This window comes from Microbacterium wangchenii, from assembly GCF_004564355.1.
Classification (GTDB): domain Bacteria; phylum Actinomycetota; class Actinomycetes; order Actinomycetales; family Microbacteriaceae; genus Microbacterium; species Microbacterium wangchenii.
Genome location: NZ_CP038266.1, coordinates 200,265 through 215,421 on the forward strand (window position 1 = coordinate 200,265; position 15,157 = coordinate 215,421).

At 71.9% G+C, this 15,157-nt stretch carries 18 protein-coding genes; 10 read left to right on the forward strand and 8 right to left on the reverse strand.

Annotated features, from left to right (window positions below):
• The first annotated feature begins 128 nt into the window (after positions 1 to 128).
• The 4 genes from E4K62_RS00905 to E4K62_RS00920 all read left to right on the forward strand — a co-directional run bounded on the left by E4K62_RS00905 (position 129) and on the right by E4K62_RS00920 (position 3,741).
• Positions 129 to 722, forward strand: coding sequence for a fasciclin domain-containing protein (locus E4K62_RS00905; RefSeq protein WP_135062693.1), 594 nt, complete (start codon positions 129 to 131; stop codon positions 720 to 722).
• Between the two features lie 165 nt (positions 723 to 887).
• Positions 888 to 2,240 (forward strand): sensor histidine kinase, encoded by a 1,353-nt coding sequence (locus E4K62_RS00910; RefSeq protein WP_135062695.1) that lies wholly within the window; start codon positions 888 to 890, stop codon positions 2,238 to 2,240.
• Positions 2,228 to 2,905, forward strand: a complete 678-nt coding sequence (locus E4K62_RS00915; protein WP_135062697.1) for a response regulator transcription factor — start codon at positions 2,228 to 2,230, stop codon at positions 2,903 to 2,905. Before E4K62_RS00910 ends, E4K62_RS00915 begins: the two co-directional genes overlap by 13 nt.
• Positions 2,902 to 3,741 (forward strand): DUF4097 family beta strand repeat-containing protein, encoded by an 840-nt coding sequence (locus E4K62_RS00920; RefSeq protein WP_135062699.1) that lies wholly within the window; start codon positions 2,902 to 2,904, stop codon positions 3,739 to 3,741. The genes E4K62_RS00915 and E4K62_RS00920 overlap by 4 nt, the downstream gene beginning before the upstream one ends.
• A gap of 109 nt (positions 3,742 to 3,850) precedes the next feature.
• Here E4K62_RS00920 and E4K62_RS00925 read toward each other — a convergent pair whose 3' ends face one another.
• Both E4K62_RS00925 and E4K62_RS00930 read right to left on the reverse strand, forming a co-directional pair.
• Entirely contained in the window at positions 3,851 to 4,321 is a 471-nt protein-coding gene (locus tag E4K62_RS00925; protein ID WP_240742918.1) for a dehydrogenase, read from the reverse strand.
• A 58-nt stretch (positions 4,322 to 4,379) separates the two neighbouring features.
• Positions 4,380 to 6,137 (reverse strand): cation:proton antiporter, encoded by a 1,758-nt coding sequence (locus E4K62_RS00930; protein WP_308195135.1) that lies wholly within the window; start codon positions 6,135 to 6,137, stop codon positions 4,380 to 4,382.
• A gap of 87 nt (positions 6,138 to 6,224) precedes the next feature.
• Here E4K62_RS00930 and pip point away from each other — a divergent pair, with 87 nt between their 5' ends.
• Positions 6,225 to 7,199 carry a prolyl aminopeptidase gene (gene pip, locus E4K62_RS00935; protein ID WP_135062701.1) on the forward strand — a complete coding sequence of 325 codons (975 nt, stop codon included), beginning with the start codon at positions 6,225 to 6,227 and terminating at the stop codon, positions 7,197 to 7,199.
• Positions 7,200 to 7,212: 13 nt separating this feature from the next.
• On the opposite strand, the gene E4K62_RS00940 is transcribed toward pip, so the two are convergent.
• The 4 genes from E4K62_RS00940 to E4K62_RS00955 all read right to left on the reverse strand — a co-directional run bounded on the left by E4K62_RS00940 (position 7,213) and on the right by E4K62_RS00955 (position 11,398).
• Positions 7,213 to 8,958 carry an aldehyde dehydrogenase family protein gene (locus E4K62_RS00940; protein ID WP_135062703.1) on the reverse strand — a complete coding sequence of 582 codons (1,746 nt, stop codon included), beginning with the start codon at positions 8,956 to 8,958 and terminating at the stop codon, positions 7,213 to 7,215.
• A 54-nt stretch (positions 8,959 to 9,012) separates the two neighbouring features.
• A complete protein-coding gene (locus E4K62_RS00945; protein WP_135062705.1) occupies positions 9,013 to 9,900 on the reverse strand; it encodes an LLM class flavin-dependent oxidoreductase in 888 nt (295 codons plus the stop codon).
• A 63-nt stretch (positions 9,901 to 9,963) separates the two neighbouring features.
• A complete protein-coding gene (locus tag E4K62_RS00950; RefSeq protein ID WP_135062707.1) occupies positions 9,964 to 10,221 on the reverse strand; it encodes a glutaredoxin family protein in 258 nt (85 codons plus the stop codon).
• A gap of 43 nt (positions 10,222 to 10,264) precedes the next feature.
• Positions 10,265 to 11,398, reverse strand: coding sequence for a glycosyltransferase (locus E4K62_RS00955; protein ID WP_135062709.1), 1,134 nt, complete (start codon positions 11,396 to 11,398; stop codon positions 10,265 to 10,267).
• A 239-nt stretch (positions 11,399 to 11,637) separates the two neighbouring features.
• Between E4K62_RS00955 and E4K62_RS00960 the strand changes: the two genes are divergently transcribed.
• Together E4K62_RS00960 and E4K62_RS00965 are read left to right on the forward strand one after the other, a co-directional pair.
• A complete protein-coding gene (locus E4K62_RS00960; protein WP_135062712.1) occupies positions 11,638 to 12,123 on the forward strand; it encodes a DUF2975 domain-containing protein in 486 nt (161 codons plus the stop codon).
• A complete protein-coding gene (locus E4K62_RS00965) occupies positions 12,123 to 12,374 on the forward strand; it encodes a helix-turn-helix domain-containing protein (protein WP_135062714.1) in 252 nt (83 codons plus the stop codon). The genes E4K62_RS00960 and E4K62_RS00965 overlap by 1 nt, the downstream gene beginning before the upstream one ends.
• An 11-nt stretch (positions 12,375 to 12,385) precedes the next feature.
• On the opposite strand, the gene E4K62_RS18600 is transcribed toward E4K62_RS00965, so the two are convergent.
• Entirely contained in the window at positions 12,386 to 12,556 is a 171-nt protein-coding gene (locus E4K62_RS18600) for a hypothetical protein (RefSeq protein ID WP_167747684.1), read from the reverse strand.
• A gap of 185 nt (positions 12,557 to 12,741) precedes the next feature.
• On the opposite strand from E4K62_RS18600, the gene E4K62_RS00970 reads away from it, so the two are divergent.
• On the forward strand, positions 12,742 to 13,170 hold the full coding sequence (locus E4K62_RS00970; RefSeq protein ID WP_135062716.1) for a YciI family protein: 429 nt from the start codon (positions 12,742 to 12,744) through the stop codon (positions 13,168 to 13,170).
• A gap of 2 nt (positions 13,171 to 13,172) precedes the next feature.
• Positions 13,173 to 14,408 (forward strand): RNA polymerase sigma factor, encoded by a 1,236-nt coding sequence (locus E4K62_RS00975; protein WP_135062718.1) that lies wholly within the window; start codon positions 13,173 to 13,175, stop codon positions 14,406 to 14,408.
• Positions 14,409 to 14,415: 7 nt separating this feature from the next.
• On the opposite strand, the gene E4K62_RS00980 is transcribed toward E4K62_RS00975, so the two are convergent.
• Positions 14,416 to 14,679 carry a hypothetical protein gene (locus tag E4K62_RS00980; protein WP_135062720.1) on the reverse strand — a complete coding sequence of 88 codons (264 nt, stop codon included), beginning with the start codon at positions 14,677 to 14,679 and terminating at the stop codon, positions 14,416 to 14,418.
• A gap of 158 nt (positions 14,680 to 14,837) precedes the next feature.
• Here E4K62_RS00980 and E4K62_RS00985 point away from each other — a divergent pair, with 158 nt between their 5' ends.
• Positions 14,838 to 15,128, forward strand: coding sequence for a DUF4287 domain-containing protein (locus E4K62_RS00985; protein ID WP_135062722.1), 291 nt, complete (start codon positions 14,838 to 14,840; stop codon positions 15,126 to 15,128).
• Positions 15,129 to 15,157: the final 29 nt, after the last annotated feature.

Here is a 15,157-nt window from a genome sequence, read left to right on the forward strand (position 1 = left end):
TCCCCTCCCCGCGGCCTCAGCAGGCCGGGACTTCGGCGCGGCTGCATCCAGATCGGGCGTTCGGGCGGAATAACCCTGTGGACGCCCGCTCACCCCCGGTCGGGTGCCGCCATCGAAGGAGCTGGAAGATGAACAAGACGCTGCGCCTCACCGTCGCCCTCGCGGCCGCCGCGGGTCTCGCGCTCGCCGCCGCCCCCGCGCACGCCACGGGAGGCTCCGCCCCGTCCGGGACCATCGTCGACGTCGCCGTCGGCGCATCCGGCGGCGGCACTCCCGACGGCAACCCGTGGGACTACGACCTGCTGGTGCAGGCCGTCGTGGCCACGGGGCTCGATGCCACGCTCGCCGACACCTCGACCGCGTACACGGTCTTCGCGCCGAACGACCGCGCGTTCCTGCGCCTGGTGGAAGATCTGACCGGATCCCGTCCGGCCTCCGAGGCCGATGCGCTGGCGGCGATCACGTCGACCTTCACGACCGAGCAGATCACCACCATCCTGCTGTACCACGTCGTCCCGGGTCAGAAGCTCGGTCCGATCCGCGTGATCACGTCGAAGTCGCTCACGATGGCCGACGGCGGCACCATCCAGCCGCGCGGCATCACCCTGCGCGACGAGTCGCCGGCGCTGAAGGACCCGAAGCTCGTGCCGTGGGCCATCGGGATCCCCGCGACCAACGGCGTGATCCACACCATCGACCGCGTGCTCGTCCCCGCCCTCTGATGCTGGGTGTCCCGCGGCGCCCGGTCCGGGCGTCGCGGGGCAGGGTTCGCGCAGTACGGAATGCCCGCGGCCGCATATGCGGCGCGAGCAGGGGTAGGGAAACCCCGAACGAGGCGTCGGGAGAACTCGGGGGCGGTGGCGCGCCCCCGGCTCTAGCGTGGGGACATGACCTCGAACACCGCTGCGGCGCCCGCGTCGCCTCCCGCACCCGCGACCGGGCCCGCACCCGGGTCCCCACCCGCGGACGGCCCCCGCCCCGCCGCGGCCTCCGCCGTCCGCTCACCGGTCGCCTCCCCCGTGCGGGTTCTGGTCGCTCTCGCGCAGCTCGCCGCGCTCGGGGTGGTCGGACCGGTCGTCTTCACCGTGCTGATCACGCTCCTGAGCACGGGGATCGGCACGGCCGTCGTCCTCGGGATCGGTCTGCTGCTGCTCATCGGCTTCGTCTACGCGCTGTGGGCCGTGGCATGGCTGGAGGCGGCACGGATCGACGGGCTGTACCACGTCGGCGTTCCCGCGCCGGCGCTGCGCCGCCGTCCCCGTCCCGGATTCGGCGGCGTCCTGCTCATGTTCTGGCGTCAGGCGATCGATCCGGGCGTGTGGCGGGGCATCGCGAACTTCGCCATCGCGACCGCGCTCGGCCTCGTCACGATCCTGCTGGTCGCGGTCCTGGTGTCGGGCATCGCCCTGACCCTGTCGCCGCTGCTGGCCGGTGAAGGCGTCTCCCGCCTGTGGGGCTGGGACCTGGAGCTGCCCGCGACGTGGGCCTTCGTGGTCGGGCCGGTCATGGTGGCGCTGTCGGCCGCGGCGCTCATCGGTGTCGCGATCCTGCACGGCGTGCTCTCGCGCCTGATCATGGTGCCCTCCCGAGAGGCGCAGCTGGCCGCGCAGGCCCGTCAGTCCGCCGAGCAGCGGGCAGGGGCCGTGCGGGCCGCCGACGTCGAGCGCACCCGCATCGAGCGCGACCTGCACGACGGCGTCCAGCCGCGCCTCGTCTCCGTCGGCATGACCCTGGGCCTGGCGCGGCAGAAGATCGACGACGACCCGGCCGCGGCCACCGCGCTCATCGAGGAGGCGCACACCTCCACCAAGGCCGCCATCACCGAACTGCGCCAGCTGGCCCGCGGCATCCACGCATCGGTCCTGGACGACCGCGGTCTGGATGCGGCGCTGTCGGCGCTCGCCGCCCGCTCGCACGTGCCCGTGCAGCTGGACGTACGCATCGAGGGCCGGTGCGAGCGCAGCGCCGAGGCGGCGGTGTACTTCGCCATCGCGGAGTCGCTCACCAATGCCGCCAAGCACTCCCGCGCGAGCGCCGTGCGCGTCGTGGTCCGCCGGCGCGACGACGGGACCCTGTGGACCCGCGTCGAGGACGACGGGATCGGCGGCGCACGGATCCTTCCCGGGGGAGGCCTCGACGGCATCTCCAACCGCATCGTCGGCGCGGGCGGCACCTACCGCCTCGACAGCCCCCACGGCGGCCCGACCGCTCTGGAGGTGAGTGTGCCGTGCGCATTCTGATCTGTGAAGACAGCGTTCTTCTGAGGGAGGGGCTCGTCCGGCTCCTCGTCGACGCGGGGCACGACGTGGTCGCCTCCCTCCCCGACGCCTCCGTCCTGGACGAGACCGTCGCTGCGACCGCCCCCGACCTCTGCATCCTGGACGTGCGGCTCCCGCCCACCTACACCGACGAGGGCATCCGCGCCGCCGCCCGGCTGCGGTCGCAGCATCCGGAGCTTCCCGTCCTCGTCCTCTCGCAGTACGTCGAGGAGCGCTACGCCACCGACCTCATCGGGGGAGGCGGCGGCGCGCTCGGGTACCTGCTGAAGGACCGGGTCGCCGATGTGGCCGAGTTCCTCGAGTCGGTCGCACGCATCGGCGAAGGTGCCACCGTCCTCGACCCCGAGGTCGTCGCGCAACTGCTCGGCCGGCGCAGCCGCGACGAGCGGATGCAGCGGCTGACCGAGCGGGAACGCTCGGTGCTCGCCCTCATCGCCGAAGGCAGGTCGAACCAGGCGATCGCCGCGACGCTGTTCGTGTCGGAGGCGAGCGTCGAGAAGCACATCACCGCGATCTTCCAGAAGCTCGGGCTCGAGCAGGACGAGTCGGGGAACCGGCGCGTGCAGGCCGCGCTCGCCCACATCGAACACGGCGGATCCACGCCGCAGACAGGAGCAGGACGATGACCAGCACGCTCACCCCGCCGCCGCTTCCCCCGGCCGCCGAGCCGGTCGGACCGCGCCCCAATCGCGACGCCGCCCGGGTGATCACGATCCTCGTCGCGCTGCTCGGCGCCGGCGTGCTCGTGGCCGTCGTGTGGAGCGGCATGCGTGCGAGCATGGCCTCCGCGTTCGCGTACACCGGCACCAGCAGCATCGAGGTGGACCGCGTGAGCGACCTCGACATCGAAGTCGGTGCCGCCGACCTCACGGTGCGCTTCGACGACGTGACGGAGGCGACCCTCGACGTGCGCAACTCCACGAACGGCGAGTGGACGCTCCGGCACGACGGGCAGACGCTGCTCGTGCACAGTCCGCGCGTGATGTGGGGGTCGTGGTTCGGCAACGGCAACGGCCGTGCCATCCTGACCCTGCCCGCCGAGCTGGAAGGCTCCGACGCGCGGCTGTCCGTCGGGGCCGGCTCCCTCACGGCCGACGGCGCGTTCGGCGAGCTGGATCTCGGCATGGGTGCGGGCGAGATGACCGTCACCGGCAGCGCCGACATGCTCGTCGCCGACGTCAGCGCCGGCCGGGCCGACATCGACATCGACGGTGTGCGGGAAGCCGATCTGCAGGTGAGCGCAGGCGACCTGTTCGCACGCCTCGGTGGCTCGGCCCCGTCGGAGGTCCGCGCCACCGTCAGTGCCGGATCGCTCCAGCTGACCCTCCCCGACGACGTGTACGACGTGCGTTCGGACGTCTCGGCGGGCGGGTTCGACAACGGCCTGCGCACCGCGTCCGACGCATCCGCCCAGGTGTTCGTCGAGGTCGCCGCCGGCAACGCCCGTCTCCTCGCCGACTGACTCCGCCCCCGCCGCCTCCGCGGCCCCGAAAGTGCATCGACTCGGCCAGAGTGCACCATATCCGGTGCACACTCGCCGGGTCGGTGCGCTTTCGGCGAGAGGGTGGGCGTCAGCGGCCGGTGTCGTAGAGGTGGCGGCCGCCGTGGCCGAGCACCTTCACCACGACGCCGCGCGCGTGCAGCTCGGAGACGGCGCGGGTCTCCTCCTCCAGCGTCGTCCCGAGGGCGTGGACGTTGGCGACCACGAGCACATCGCCGCGGCCCAGCGTCGCGAAGAACCGCGCGAGTCGCTCCGACCAGTCCTCGAGCGTTTCGGGCGAGGGATGCCGGAAGCCTTCGATGGGCACGCCGAAACGGGTCAGGTCGTCGCGCTGCTGCACGACCGACGGCATGCCAGGTCGCGACACCACGAGCCCCACCAGGCGCGCGCCGGCGGGGCGGGCGAGCCACCAGTCCCGGTCGCGCTGGAGCTCGGTGAAGCACTTGGGGCATTGGGCAGCCGGATGCGGCAGATGCAGCGGGCTCGTGTCGGCCCGGGGTGCCTGGGGCCGGGTGTGCGCGATCTCGGCCATGTCTCGCATGTCGCTCATGACACCTCCCGCCCTTCTATTGTGCCTGTTTCCGGCCCGCGGCGAGGGGTCAGTCCTCACCGTCGAGCCGCAGCTCGAGACTCAGCTGGTCGGCGTCCAGTTCTGCGAGGGCCTGCCGCAGGGCCGCGGTGCTGAAGCGCCCGTCGCGCGACACCGCCACGAGGCGCTCGCGCATCACCGCGATGAGTGCGACCCGCAGTTCCAGCAGCTCGCGTGCGCGGGCCGTCTCGTCCTCTTCCGGCTCGCGTGTCAGCCGTGCCGTCACGTGCCGGGCGACATCCTCGGGGAACGCCCCGCCGTCGCGACGACGCACGCGCCCGGCGGCGATGGCCTCCGCCGCGGCGGCCTGCAGTTCGGCCCAGAGCGACTGCTGATCGTGGCGGGACGGACGGTCGGTCCCCTCACGCGACAATCCCAGCCTGGCCACCAGCCACGGCAGGGTGAACCCTTGCAGCGTCAGGCTGAGCACGGCGACGAGGAACGCGACGAAGACCAGCAGTGACCGGTTGGCGGTCTCGGCCGGCAGGGTCTGTGCGGCCGCGAGCGTGACCACGCCCCGCATCCCCGCCCACACGATCACCGTGCCGTGGCGCCACCCGAGGGGGGAGTCGCGGTAGTAGTCGAGGTCTCTCATCATTCGCGTCATGCGTCCGCGCATCCACGCGAGGCGGCGCCGCAGGCCGCGCACGCGGGCTTCGGCCGCCTTGTCGCCGGAAGCATCGGCGGTGTCGGCGGGGAGGCGCCGGTCGAGCCGGGCCTCGAGGTCGTCCAGACGCTCGCCCGCCGCATCCGCACGCACCCGGCGCCGCGGGTGGCTGCGCCGGCCCTGCGCCCAGATCAGCACCGACACGTACGCCGCTCGCACAGCCAGCGTGATGCCCAGCGCCGCCAGGGCCAGGGATGCGGCGTACCAGACGCCCTCGTGCTCCTCCACGTTCGCGCGGACGATCTCCTTCAGTTCCAGGCCCATGATGAGGAACACGGCACCTTCCAGCAGCAGCTCGACCGTGCGCCAGTTCAGGTGGTCGCTCATGCGCTGCTCTGGCGTGAAGCGACGCGCTGCGCCCTGCCCCGTCACGATGCCCGCCATGACCGACGCCACCAGGCCGGAGCCGCCGAGCGCCTCGGTGGGGAGGTACGCGAGGAAGGGGACGGTGAAGCTCAGGGCGGTGTTGGCCGCCGGATGCGCCACCCACTGCCGCACGCGGAGGTTCACCCACCCCATTCCCGCTCCCAGCGCGAGGGCGATCGCCACGGCCCAGACGAACGCCCACACGGTGTCGCCGAACGCGAAGCCGCCCGCGATCGCCGCGACCGCCGTGCGCAGCAGCACGAGCGCCGTGGCGTCGTTGAGCAGGCTCTCGCCGTCCAGCATCGTCACCACGCGGGGTGAAAGTCCCAGACGTTTCGCGATGGAGGTGGCGACCGCATCCGTGGGGCTCAGGATCGCGCCGAGCGCGATGCCCAGGGGCAGGCCGATGCCGGGGATCAGCAGCGTGAAGACCACCCCCAGCACAACGGAGGAGAGAACCACGAGCAGCACCGACAGGCCCGCGATCGGCCCGAGATCCCGGCGGAACTCCACGGCGGGCAGCTGGACGGCGGCGGAATACAGCAGCGGCGGCAGGATCCCGACGAGGATCCACTCGGGGTCGATCTCCCACGCCGGGACGAACGGCAGCACGCTCACGCCCAGGCCGATGGCCATCAGCACGAGAGGCCCCGCGACGTTCACGCGCGGAGCCAGCGCCGTGGCCAGGGCGATGACGACGACCGCGACGACCACGACCAGGAGCGTCTCCAGCACCCTCAGAGCATAGGGCGGCCCCCGCGCGCCGTGACCGGGTCCTGTTCACCGCTACGGTGAAGTCATGAGTTCGAAAGGACACCGAGCGTGAGCGCGCCGGCCCACCTCGACGACATCCTGTATCCCCCGCTCGAGCCGTACGAGACGGGGATGCTCCTGGCTGGCGACGGCCAGCGGCTCTACTGGGAGCAGAGCGGCAACCCGCAGGGCAAGCCGGTCGTCTACCTGCACGGCGGCCCGGGGGGCGGCTCCAGTCCCTGGCAGCGACGCTTCTTCGACCCGGAGAAGTACCGCATCATCCTGTTCGATCAGCGCGGATGCGGCCGGTCGACGCCGCACGCGAGCGATCCCACCGCCGACCTGCGGCACAACACCACGTGGCACCTCGTCGCCGACATGGAGCTGCTGCGCCGCAATCTCGGGATCGCGCAGTGGCAGGTGTTCGGCGGATCGTGGGGGAGCACCCTCGCCCTCGCGTACGCGGAGGCGCACCCGGATGCGGTCAGCGAACTCGTCCTCCGTGGCATCTTCACCCTCCGCCGTCACGAGCTGGAGTGGTTCTACGAGGGCGGCGCGTCGGCGCTGTTCCCCGACCTGTGGGACGAGTATGTCGCCCCCATCCCCGTGCTCGAGCGCTCACGCATGATCGAGGCGTACCACCGGCGCCTGAACGATCCCGACCCTGCCGTGCACGGCCCCGCCGCGCTGGCGTGGACCCGCTGGGAAGCCGCCACCGTCACGCTCGTGCCCGACGAGGGGTTCATCGCCGAGATGAGCGACCCGGCCACGGCGACGGCGTTCGCCCGCATCGAGAACCACTACTTCGTTCACGGCGGGTGGCTCCGGGAGGGGCAGCTGATCGAGGACGCCGTGCGCCTGCGCGGCATCCCCACCGTCATCGTGCAGGGCCGGTACGACGCCTGCACGCCCATGATGACGGCGTGGGATCTGCACCGGGCGCTGCCGGAGGCCGAGTTCGTCGTGGTGCCCGACGCGGGCCACTCCGCGACGGAGCCGGGGATCGCCCGGGCCCTGCGCGCGGCCGCCGACCGCTTCGCCTGACCCCGGCGACGGGTCAGGCGCGGAAGGCCTTCGCGAGGGTCGCCGCCAGACCCACGGGGCTCCCGCCCGCACGGAAGCGTGTGAGCCCCTCGCTCACCTCTGCACCGGTGCGCGCCGTGACGAACCACGGCGGCTTGGGCAGCACCGTGAAGGTGCCGCGGCCGCGCACCGCTGCGGGGATCATGCGGGGGAAGGGGCGGAACGGCCCGCGCATCACGGAGCGCTCGACCCGGTCGAGCAGGCGCGCGTTGTGCACGACGCCGATGCCGCTGCCCACGTGCTCGAGGGTGCCGCCGGGGAAGGCGCCCCACGACAGGCCCGGCACCGTGAACATCGCACCGGTCCACGCGTTGACCGCGATGCTGCCGTAGCGCAGCCCGGCGAGCGCGTCGTCGAGGCCGTCGCCGAGCTCGGCCTCGGTGGCGGGGTCGATGAGCACGTTGGCGCCGAGGGTGCCGGTGAGCCGGTCGTTGGCGTGGGCGACGGCGGCGTCGAGGAAGGCGCGTCCGGTTCCGGGGAGCGCCAGCACGCCGAGCACCGGGGCGAAGTACTCGGTGGTCTGCACGGCATCGGCGGCGGCATCCCGGTCGACCTGGACGATCGCGCGCGTGCCGTCCGCCGACCACGTCGCGTCGGGGTAGGCCTCGGCCACCGCGGCGAGGGTCTGGCTGCTGCGGGGATACCAGACCGTGCGGGCTGGCGCCGCGGCATACGCGGTGCGCAGTGCCGCGAGGAAGGCGCCGCGCTGGGGCCAGTCGGCGCTGAGGAGGACGACCTGCCCGGCGACGCAGTTGTGCCCGCTGTTCTGCAGGCGCATCGTGACGATGTGCTCGGCCTGGAAGCGGAGGTCGGCATCGCTCCACCGCCCCGGCACGACGATGATCGGCGACACCCCACCGAGCTCGGCGGTGATCGGCACGCTCAGGGCGGGGTCGCCCGCGGCTCGGCGGCGCGCCGCATCTTCGCCGGTACCCCACACGATCGTGTCGAAGGTCGCCGCCGACCCGGTGATGTGCACGTGCGAGAAGGCCGGATGCTGCGTCAGGTACGCGCCCACGTCGCCGCCGCCCCGCACGATGCGCAGCAGGCCCAGTTCGATCAGCGGTGCGAAGGCGCGCTGGAACACCGGGACGAGGGCGTCCTGCGTGAGGTTCACCTTCAGCATGCAGACGCGGTTGGCCGAGAGCAGCTCGTACAGCACGTCGAGGATCGGGATGGAGGTGACGTTGCCGGCCCCCAGCACCAGGCCGATGCCGCCCGAGCGCGTGGGCGTGCGCTGTCCCAGTCCCGCGGCGGCGACCGCCTCGGCGCGTGTCACCCCGGGCTCGAGCCACACCTCGCCGCGGAATCCCGACAGCAGTACGCGGTCGATCGGCTCGGCCGGGAGTACGTGCGCGCGGATGCGGCCGCCGGGGGCGTCGGTGAGACGCACGCCGTCGAGGGGGCTGCGCTCGCCGGCGAGGGCGCGCAGCGTGCGCACCGCAGCATCCAGCGCCGTGAGGGTCGTGTACGGGCCGCTCAGCCACTCCTCGCCCCGCAGCGGTGAGCCGGCGGGGAGGGCCTTGGAGACGGCGGCGGTGAGTGCCCAGTCCTCGGCCGCGGCGCCCACGGTGTCGCGCAGGCGCCCCAGCAGACGCGCCCGCTGGCCGAGGTCGAGGGTCGACCACACGCGCGAGCCGGTGGTGAGGGCCTCGAGGTCGGCCTCGATCTGCTCGCGCGGAGCGTCGGGGAGGGTGGCGGCGGGCTGCTCGAGGGTCACGGGGCTCTCCTTCGGTGGCACCCAGCATAGGCGCGGCCCCTGAAGGGCGTCCGGTCAGGCCGCCTGCAGCAGCCTTGCGACCGTGCCAGCCCCGGCCAGAAATTCGGTGAGGTTGCGGTCGGCCAGCGGCGGCTGCAGGATGACGCGGGTGGCGCCGGCGGTGAAGTAGGGCTCCAGCGCGGCGGCGACCTCCTCCGGCGCGCCCGCGACGGGCGCGGCACCGTCAGCCGGGTCGACCGGTGCGGAATCGCTCGCGGCCGGATCGCTCGCGGCCGGCGGAGCATGGCGGGGATCGAAGGCCGCCTCGACGAACACGACCAGCTCGTGCGGTCCGGGCCGGTCCGCCGCCGCGCGGCCTTCCCGGGCCAGCGCGAGGGTGCTCGCCACGCGCTCGGGCGTGCTGCCGGCCGGGAGCACAGTGCCGTCGCCGACCTCCCCCGTGAGGCGCACGGTCTTCGGGCCCTCCCCGGCGACCATGACCGGCGGCGGGTCGGCGGGAGGCCAGTCGAGCCGGACGCGGTCCAGGGACACGTAGCGGCCGGAAGCGCTCGTCTCGGCGCCGGCCAGGAGTGACCGCAGCGCCGGCACGTACTCGCGCATGAGACCCAGGGGCGAGGCCACGCGAGCGCCGATCTGCCCCATCCACGACTGCACGCCGTGCCCGACGCCGGGGATGAGGCGGCCGGGGAACATCCGCTCGACGGTGGCGATCTCCATCGCCGTGAGCGCGACGTTGCGCATCGGCATGGGCGCCACACCGATGCCCACGCGCATCCGCGTCGTCCATGCCAGGACGGCGGAGGCGGTGGCGAACGCCGACTCGCGGAAGCAGTCCTCCCACAGCCACAACTCCGGCACGCCGGACTCCTCGGCGGCCTGCGCGGCGTCGCGCAGCGCCTCAGGCGGGAAGTACGGGGTGAAGATCGCGCCGATGCGGTTCATGCGCTCACTCTGGCACGGGCCGCCGACGCGCCAGGGTCCCGTCCCCGCCGCGAGACCCCAGGGTCAGATGAGGGCGAGCTCCCGGAGCTTGGTTTCCACCTCGGCGTTGGTCGGCTCGACGTGGTGGGAGGCGTCGGGGTAGACCACGACCGGGATGTTCGTGCGTCCGGAGATCTCCCGCGCGACGTCGGCCGCGGCCGGGTCGGCCTCCAGGTCGACGTACCGGTACGTCAGGCCGAGCTCGTCGAGCTGGGCCTTCGTGCGGCGGCAATCGCGGCACCAGTCGGCGCCGAACATCGTGACGGGATCAGTAGAAGACATGCCTTCCACGCTAGGGGAGCGCCGATGGGAGACCCCTGGGCGCTCAGGCGGCGCGTTCGTCGGCGGCGACCGGCGCTGCGGCGGCGGGCGCAGCCGCCCCGGCACGCTGTCGCTGGGGCGCGTAGACGATGAGGGCGTGGAAGACGAAGCGCACCACGAAGGCGGCGACGAGGGTGAGCGCGGCCGCGACGACGCTGGGGATGTGCGTGGCCTCCACGATGACCCACAGCACCGGGATGCGGATGACCGCCTCAAGGTTGTTGAACGTGAAGGACTTCAGGAACCGGTGGCGCATGAGACCGGAGTCGGCGCGCATGTCGGCGAAGACGAGGTACTCCAGCAGCAGGAAGTTGCTGATGATCGTCACCTCGCTGGCGATGATCGCCGCCCACACGTACTCCATGCCCAGGGCGATCAGCGCCCACATGATCGCGAGGTTCGCGACGGCGCCGACGCCTCCGACGACCGCGAACGCTGACATGCGCCCGAACCGCAGCATCGTCAGCTGCGCCAGGAACCGCACCCCCTGGGTGAACGAGGCCTTGGATGCGCCGGCGTGCCGTTCGGCGAAGTCGAAGGGCACTTCGGCCAGGCGCAGCTGCCGGCGCGCGAGGATCTCCAGCAGGATCTTGAACCCGCGCGGGCGGAGCGTGTCGAGGTCGATGGCCGGACGGTGCAGCAGGAAGAAGCCCGTCATCGGGTCGGAGCATCCATGGAGCTTTCGGGGGAACATCGCCTTCGTCAGCAGAGTGGAAAGGCGCGACACCGCGGTGCGCACCGCGCCGGCCAGGCCCTTCGAGGTGCCCCCGGAGATGTAGCGCGACGCCACCACCACGTCGACGTCGCCGCGCGCGGCCCGGGCGAGCAGCTGGGGGATGACCTCGGGTGGGTGCTGCAGGTCGCCGTCCATCACGACGCACCAGTCGGCGCTCGCCGCCTGCACTCCGGCGACGACGGCGCCGCCGAGCCCGCCGGCGGCCTCGGTGCGGTGGATGAGCCGCACCGGTGCGTCGCTCTCGGCCGCGGCCGCGCGGATGATGTCGGGGGTGTCGTCGGTGGAGTCGTCGACGAAGATGACCTCGTACGCGGTGCCGTCGAGGGTCTGGGCGAGCCGGCGCAGCAGTTCCCGCACATTCGGACCCTCGTTGAAGGTCGGAACGATCAGGGACAGGTCCATGGGAACTCGCGATTCGGTCAGGGCTCTCAGCCTAATGCGCCCACCTCGCGCCACCCCGAGAGTGCATCGACTCGGCCAGAGTGCACCGGATCCGGTGCCGTCTCGCCAGGATGATGCACTCTCGGCGCAGGGCCGGATGTGTGGACGGGTTCCACCGTGGGGAGGGACCTATCGAATACCTAGCGAAATCAATCGATTAACGATAGCCTGAGCGGCATTCCCCGAGTGAAGGAGTCGCCATGGGCACCGTCACCATCGTGCTTCTGCGGATCGTCATCGCCCTGTCGCTGGTCGGATCGGTCCTGGTCCAGACGGTCATCGTGCCGCTGATGTGGGCGGACCTCGCCGGGGAGCCGCTGTGGGGGCGCATCACGCTCGTCGTGCTCGCCGTACTCGGCGTCGGCACGCTGCAGGTCTTCGCCGTGTGCGTATGGCAGCTGCTGACCCTCGTGCGGCGGGGGGCGGTGTTCTCGGATGCCGCGTTCCGCTACGTGGACGTCGTGATCGGCGCCATCGCCACCGCATCCGCGCTCACCTTCATCCTCGCTGTCGTGCTGGCGCCGGGGGAGGTCGCGCCCGGGATCGTGGGACTCATCTGCGGCGCGGCCCTGGTCTTGGCCGGGATGGCGCTGCTGGTCGTGGTTCTGCGGCGGCTGCTGGCGCAGGCGATCGACCGGGAGGACGAGGCGCGCGGGCTGCGCTCGGAGCTGGACGAGGTGATCTGATGCCCATCGTCGTCGACATCGACGTCATGCTCGCGCGGCGCAAGATGAGCGTAGGCACGCTCGCCGAACGGGTCGGGATCACCCCCGCCAACCTCGCGGTGCTCAAGAACGGACGCGCCAAGGCCGTGCGGTTCTCCACCCTCGATGCGCTCTGCCAGGCGCTCGAGTGTCAGCCGGGCGACCTGCTGCGGTGGGAGCCGGCGGATGCAGGGGAACGCCTCCCCGATGCATCCCTGTCGGACGAGCGGTGAGAGCGGGGCCGTCAGCTGTCCTGTGCCTCCTCCTCGGGAGGCTTCCTCGCCCACCAGCGGTGCCGGGCGACGCGCGGTTCGCGCTCGCGTGGCAGGATGCCGTCACCATAGGCGGCCCTCATCGCGCTGGTCCAGACCGCGTTGCCGTCACCGTGTGATCCGAAGTCGTCTGCGGCGGCCATCGCTGCTCCTCTCGCCCGTTCTGTGCGCAAGGATCCGCCGGGTCGGCGGGCACGGCACGGGCTTGACAGTCGCGCGTCGACCGCCCTCATCGAACGGATCCGGATCGCGATGTCGATTCCGCTCCGCGCCGTTCGACGCGATAGTGGAGGGGCCGGATCGAGGCCCTGCAACGAAGGAGAATCTCATGGCCAAGTACATGCTGATCATGCGCAACAGCGGGTCGGTCGAGAACTACGAAGACATGGACTTCGAGACGATCATCAACGCGATGGGCGCCTACAACGAGTCGATGCTCAAGGCCGGCGTCATGGTCGGCGGCGAAGGGCTCACGGATGCGTCGCAGGGTTCGGTCGTGGAGTTCACGGGTGAGGCGCCCGTCGTGACCGACGGCCCCTACGGCGAGACGCACGAACTGTTCAACGGCTACTGGATCCTGGAGACCGCCACGAAGGAGGAGGCCGTGGAGTGGGCGTGCCGCGCGCCCCTAGGGCCGGGCAACAAGATCGAGGTGCGCCGGGTCACCGACGAATCCGACTTCGCGGACTACTCCGACAACGAGTACATCCAGAAGGAGAAGGAGTGGCGAGCCCAGGAGGCCGCCGCCGCGGAGTGATCATGGCCGAGGACATCCACCGCACGGTCGACGGCGTCTGGCGCATCGAGAGCGCGCGCATCGTCGCGACGCTCACTCGGGCCACCGGCGACGTCGGCCTTGCGGAGGACCTCGCTCAAGAAGCGCTCGTGGAGGCGCTGGAGAAGTGGCCCCAGACCGGCGTCCCCCGCAACGCCGGCGCGTGGCTCACGATGGTGGCCAAGCGTCGCGCGATCGACTCGTGGCGACGTCGCGCCGCGCTGGACGAACGTCATCGCGCGATCGCCCACGCGCTCGCCGAGACCGCCGAAGACGAGTGGGAGCCGATCGAGGACGATGTGCTCCGCCTGGTGTTCATCGCGTGCCATCCGGTGCTCTCGCGGGAGTCGCAGATCGCCCTGACGCTGCGGGTGGTCAGCGGACTGTCCACGCAGGAGATCGCACGGATGCTGCTGGTTCCGGTGCCGACGGTGCAGGCGCGCATCACCCGCGCGAAGAAGACGCTCGCGGCGGCGCGCGCACCGTTCGAGACGCCCGAGCCGGCGGAATGGGCGGCGCGGCTGGCGGGGGTGCTCGGGGTCGTCTACCTCGTCTTCACCGAGGGGTACGCCGCGACCGTGGGGGATCTGTGGATCCGGCGGGAGCTCGCCTCCGAAGCGCTGCGGCTCGGACGAGTCCTGGCGGGCATCGTGCCCCGCGAGCCCGAAGTCCTCGGGCTCCTGGCGCTGATGGAGTTTCAGGCGTCGCGGTTCTCCGCGCGCGTGGCCCCGGACGGCTCGCCCGTGCTCCTGGCCGATCAGGACCGGACCAAGTGGGATCGCCCGCAGATCCTGCGTGCACGAGTCGCGCTCGCCCGCGCGGACGCACTCGGGCGGGGGCGTGGCCCGTACGCGTTGCAGGCCGCGATCGCGCAGTGCCATGCGACAGCGGCCAGCGTCGACGACACCGATTGGGAGAAGATCGTGCTCCTGTACGAAGCCCTCGGCCGTCTCGCGCCGAGCCCCGTCGTCGCCTTGAACCGCGCCGTGGCCGTGTCGATGGCGTCGGGCCCGGAGGCGGCGCTGGAGATCGTGGACGCGCTGGCAGACGCCGCCGCGCTCCAGGGGTCGCACCTGCTCCCGAGCGTGCGCGGCGAGCTGCTCGCACGCGTGGGCCGCACCGCGGAGGCACGCGCCGAGCTGCTCACGGCCGCCGCCCTGGCGACGAACGCGCGGGAGAGCACCGTGCTCCGGGCCAAGGCGCAGCGCCTGGCGCCCTGACCGTGCGTCAGAGCGTGTAGCTGATGCTGAACATCCACTTGCGCGCGGCACCGGCGTACAGGCAGCCCTCGCCCGCGTAGATCTTGCCGCCCTTGCGCAGGATGTGCGTACGCCACGAGTTCTGCGCGTAGACGCAGTCCGCCTTCTTGTGGATGCCGTCCACCGCGATGCGATGGTCGGCGGCGACGGCGGGTGCCGCAGTGACCACCGTCCCACCCGCCATGACGGCGGTGGCGATCGCGGCGGCGGCGAGGCGGGACTTCCAGCGCATGAACTCTCCTTCATCGGGGTGTTATATACGAAGCGTGGCATGAGCGGCTTCCGCTTCTCAAGAATCGGTGTTTCGGCCCCTGGCCCCTGGCCTCCAGCCTCCGATCGTCCTACAGTGCGGGGACAGCCCGATCACAACCCGTCATCCAGGGGGCCACCGTGTCGTTCCAGGCATACCTTGACAGCATCGAGACGAAGACCGGCCTCACGCCGCGGCAGTTCGTCGAGCAGGCCCATGAGCGCGGGTTCGGTCCGCAGACGAAGGCCGGCCCCATCCTGGAGTGGCTGAAGAACGAGTACGACCTGGGGCGCGGGCACGGCATGGCCCTCGTGCACGTCATCACGAAGGGCGACCGCATCGATTCGAAGCATGTCGGCTCGGGCAGCGCCCACAGTGACGACAGCGACCGCCTCTGGCTCGACGGGCAGGCCACTCGCCCGTCCGCCTGACGCGCCGCCGCCCGACCGCCGCAGGCGGG

Bases quoted from the DNA above. Each gene is read 5' to 3' on its own strand.
- E4K62_RS00905 (WP_135062693.1), top strand. From the start codon at position 129: ATGAACAAGACGCTGCGCCTCACCGTCGCCCTCGCGGCCGCCGCGGGT.
- E4K62_RS00910 (WP_135062695.1), top strand. From the start codon at position 888: ATGACCTCGAACACCGCTGCGGCGCCCGCGTCGCCTCCCGCACCCGCG.
- E4K62_RS00920 (WP_135062699.1), top strand. From the start codon at position 2,902: ATGACCAGCACGCTCACCCCGCCGCCGCTTCCCCCGGCCGCCGAGCCG.
- E4K62_RS00925 (WP_240742918.1), bottom strand. From the start codon at position 4,321: ATGCGAGACATGGCCGAGATCGCGCACACCCGGCCCCAGGCACCCCGG.
- E4K62_RS00945 (WP_135062705.1), bottom strand. From the start codon at position 9,900: ATGAACCGCATCGGCGCGATCTTCACCCCGTACTTCCCGCCTGAGGCG.
- E4K62_RS00950 (WP_135062707.1), bottom strand. From the start codon at position 10,221: ATGTCTTCTACTGATCCCGTCACGATGTTCGGCGCCGACTGGTGCCGC.
- E4K62_RS00955 (WP_135062709.1), bottom strand. From the start codon at position 11,398: ATGGACCTGTCCCTGATCGTTCCGACCTTCAACGAGGGTCCGAATGTG.
- E4K62_RS00960 (WP_135062712.1), top strand. From the start codon at position 11,638: ATGGGCACCGTCACCATCGTGCTTCTGCGGATCGTCATCGCCCTGTCG.
- E4K62_RS00965 (WP_135062714.1), top strand. From the start codon at position 12,123: ATGCCCATCGTCGTCGACATCGACGTCATGCTCGCGCGGCGCAAGATG.
- E4K62_RS18600 (WP_167747684.1), bottom strand. From the start codon at position 12,556: ATGGCCGCCGCAGACGACTTCGGATCACACGGTGACGGCAACGCGGTC.
- E4K62_RS00970 (WP_135062716.1), top strand. From the start codon at position 12,742: ATGGCCAAGTACATGCTGATCATGCGCAACAGCGGGTCGGTCGAGAAC.
- E4K62_RS00975 (WP_135062718.1), top strand. From the start codon at position 13,173: ATGGCCGAGGACATCCACCGCACGGTCGACGGCGTCTGGCGCATCGAG.
- E4K62_RS00980 (WP_135062720.1), bottom strand. From the start codon at position 14,679: ATGCGCTGGAAGTCCCGCCTCGCCGCCGCCGCGATCGCCACCGCCGTC.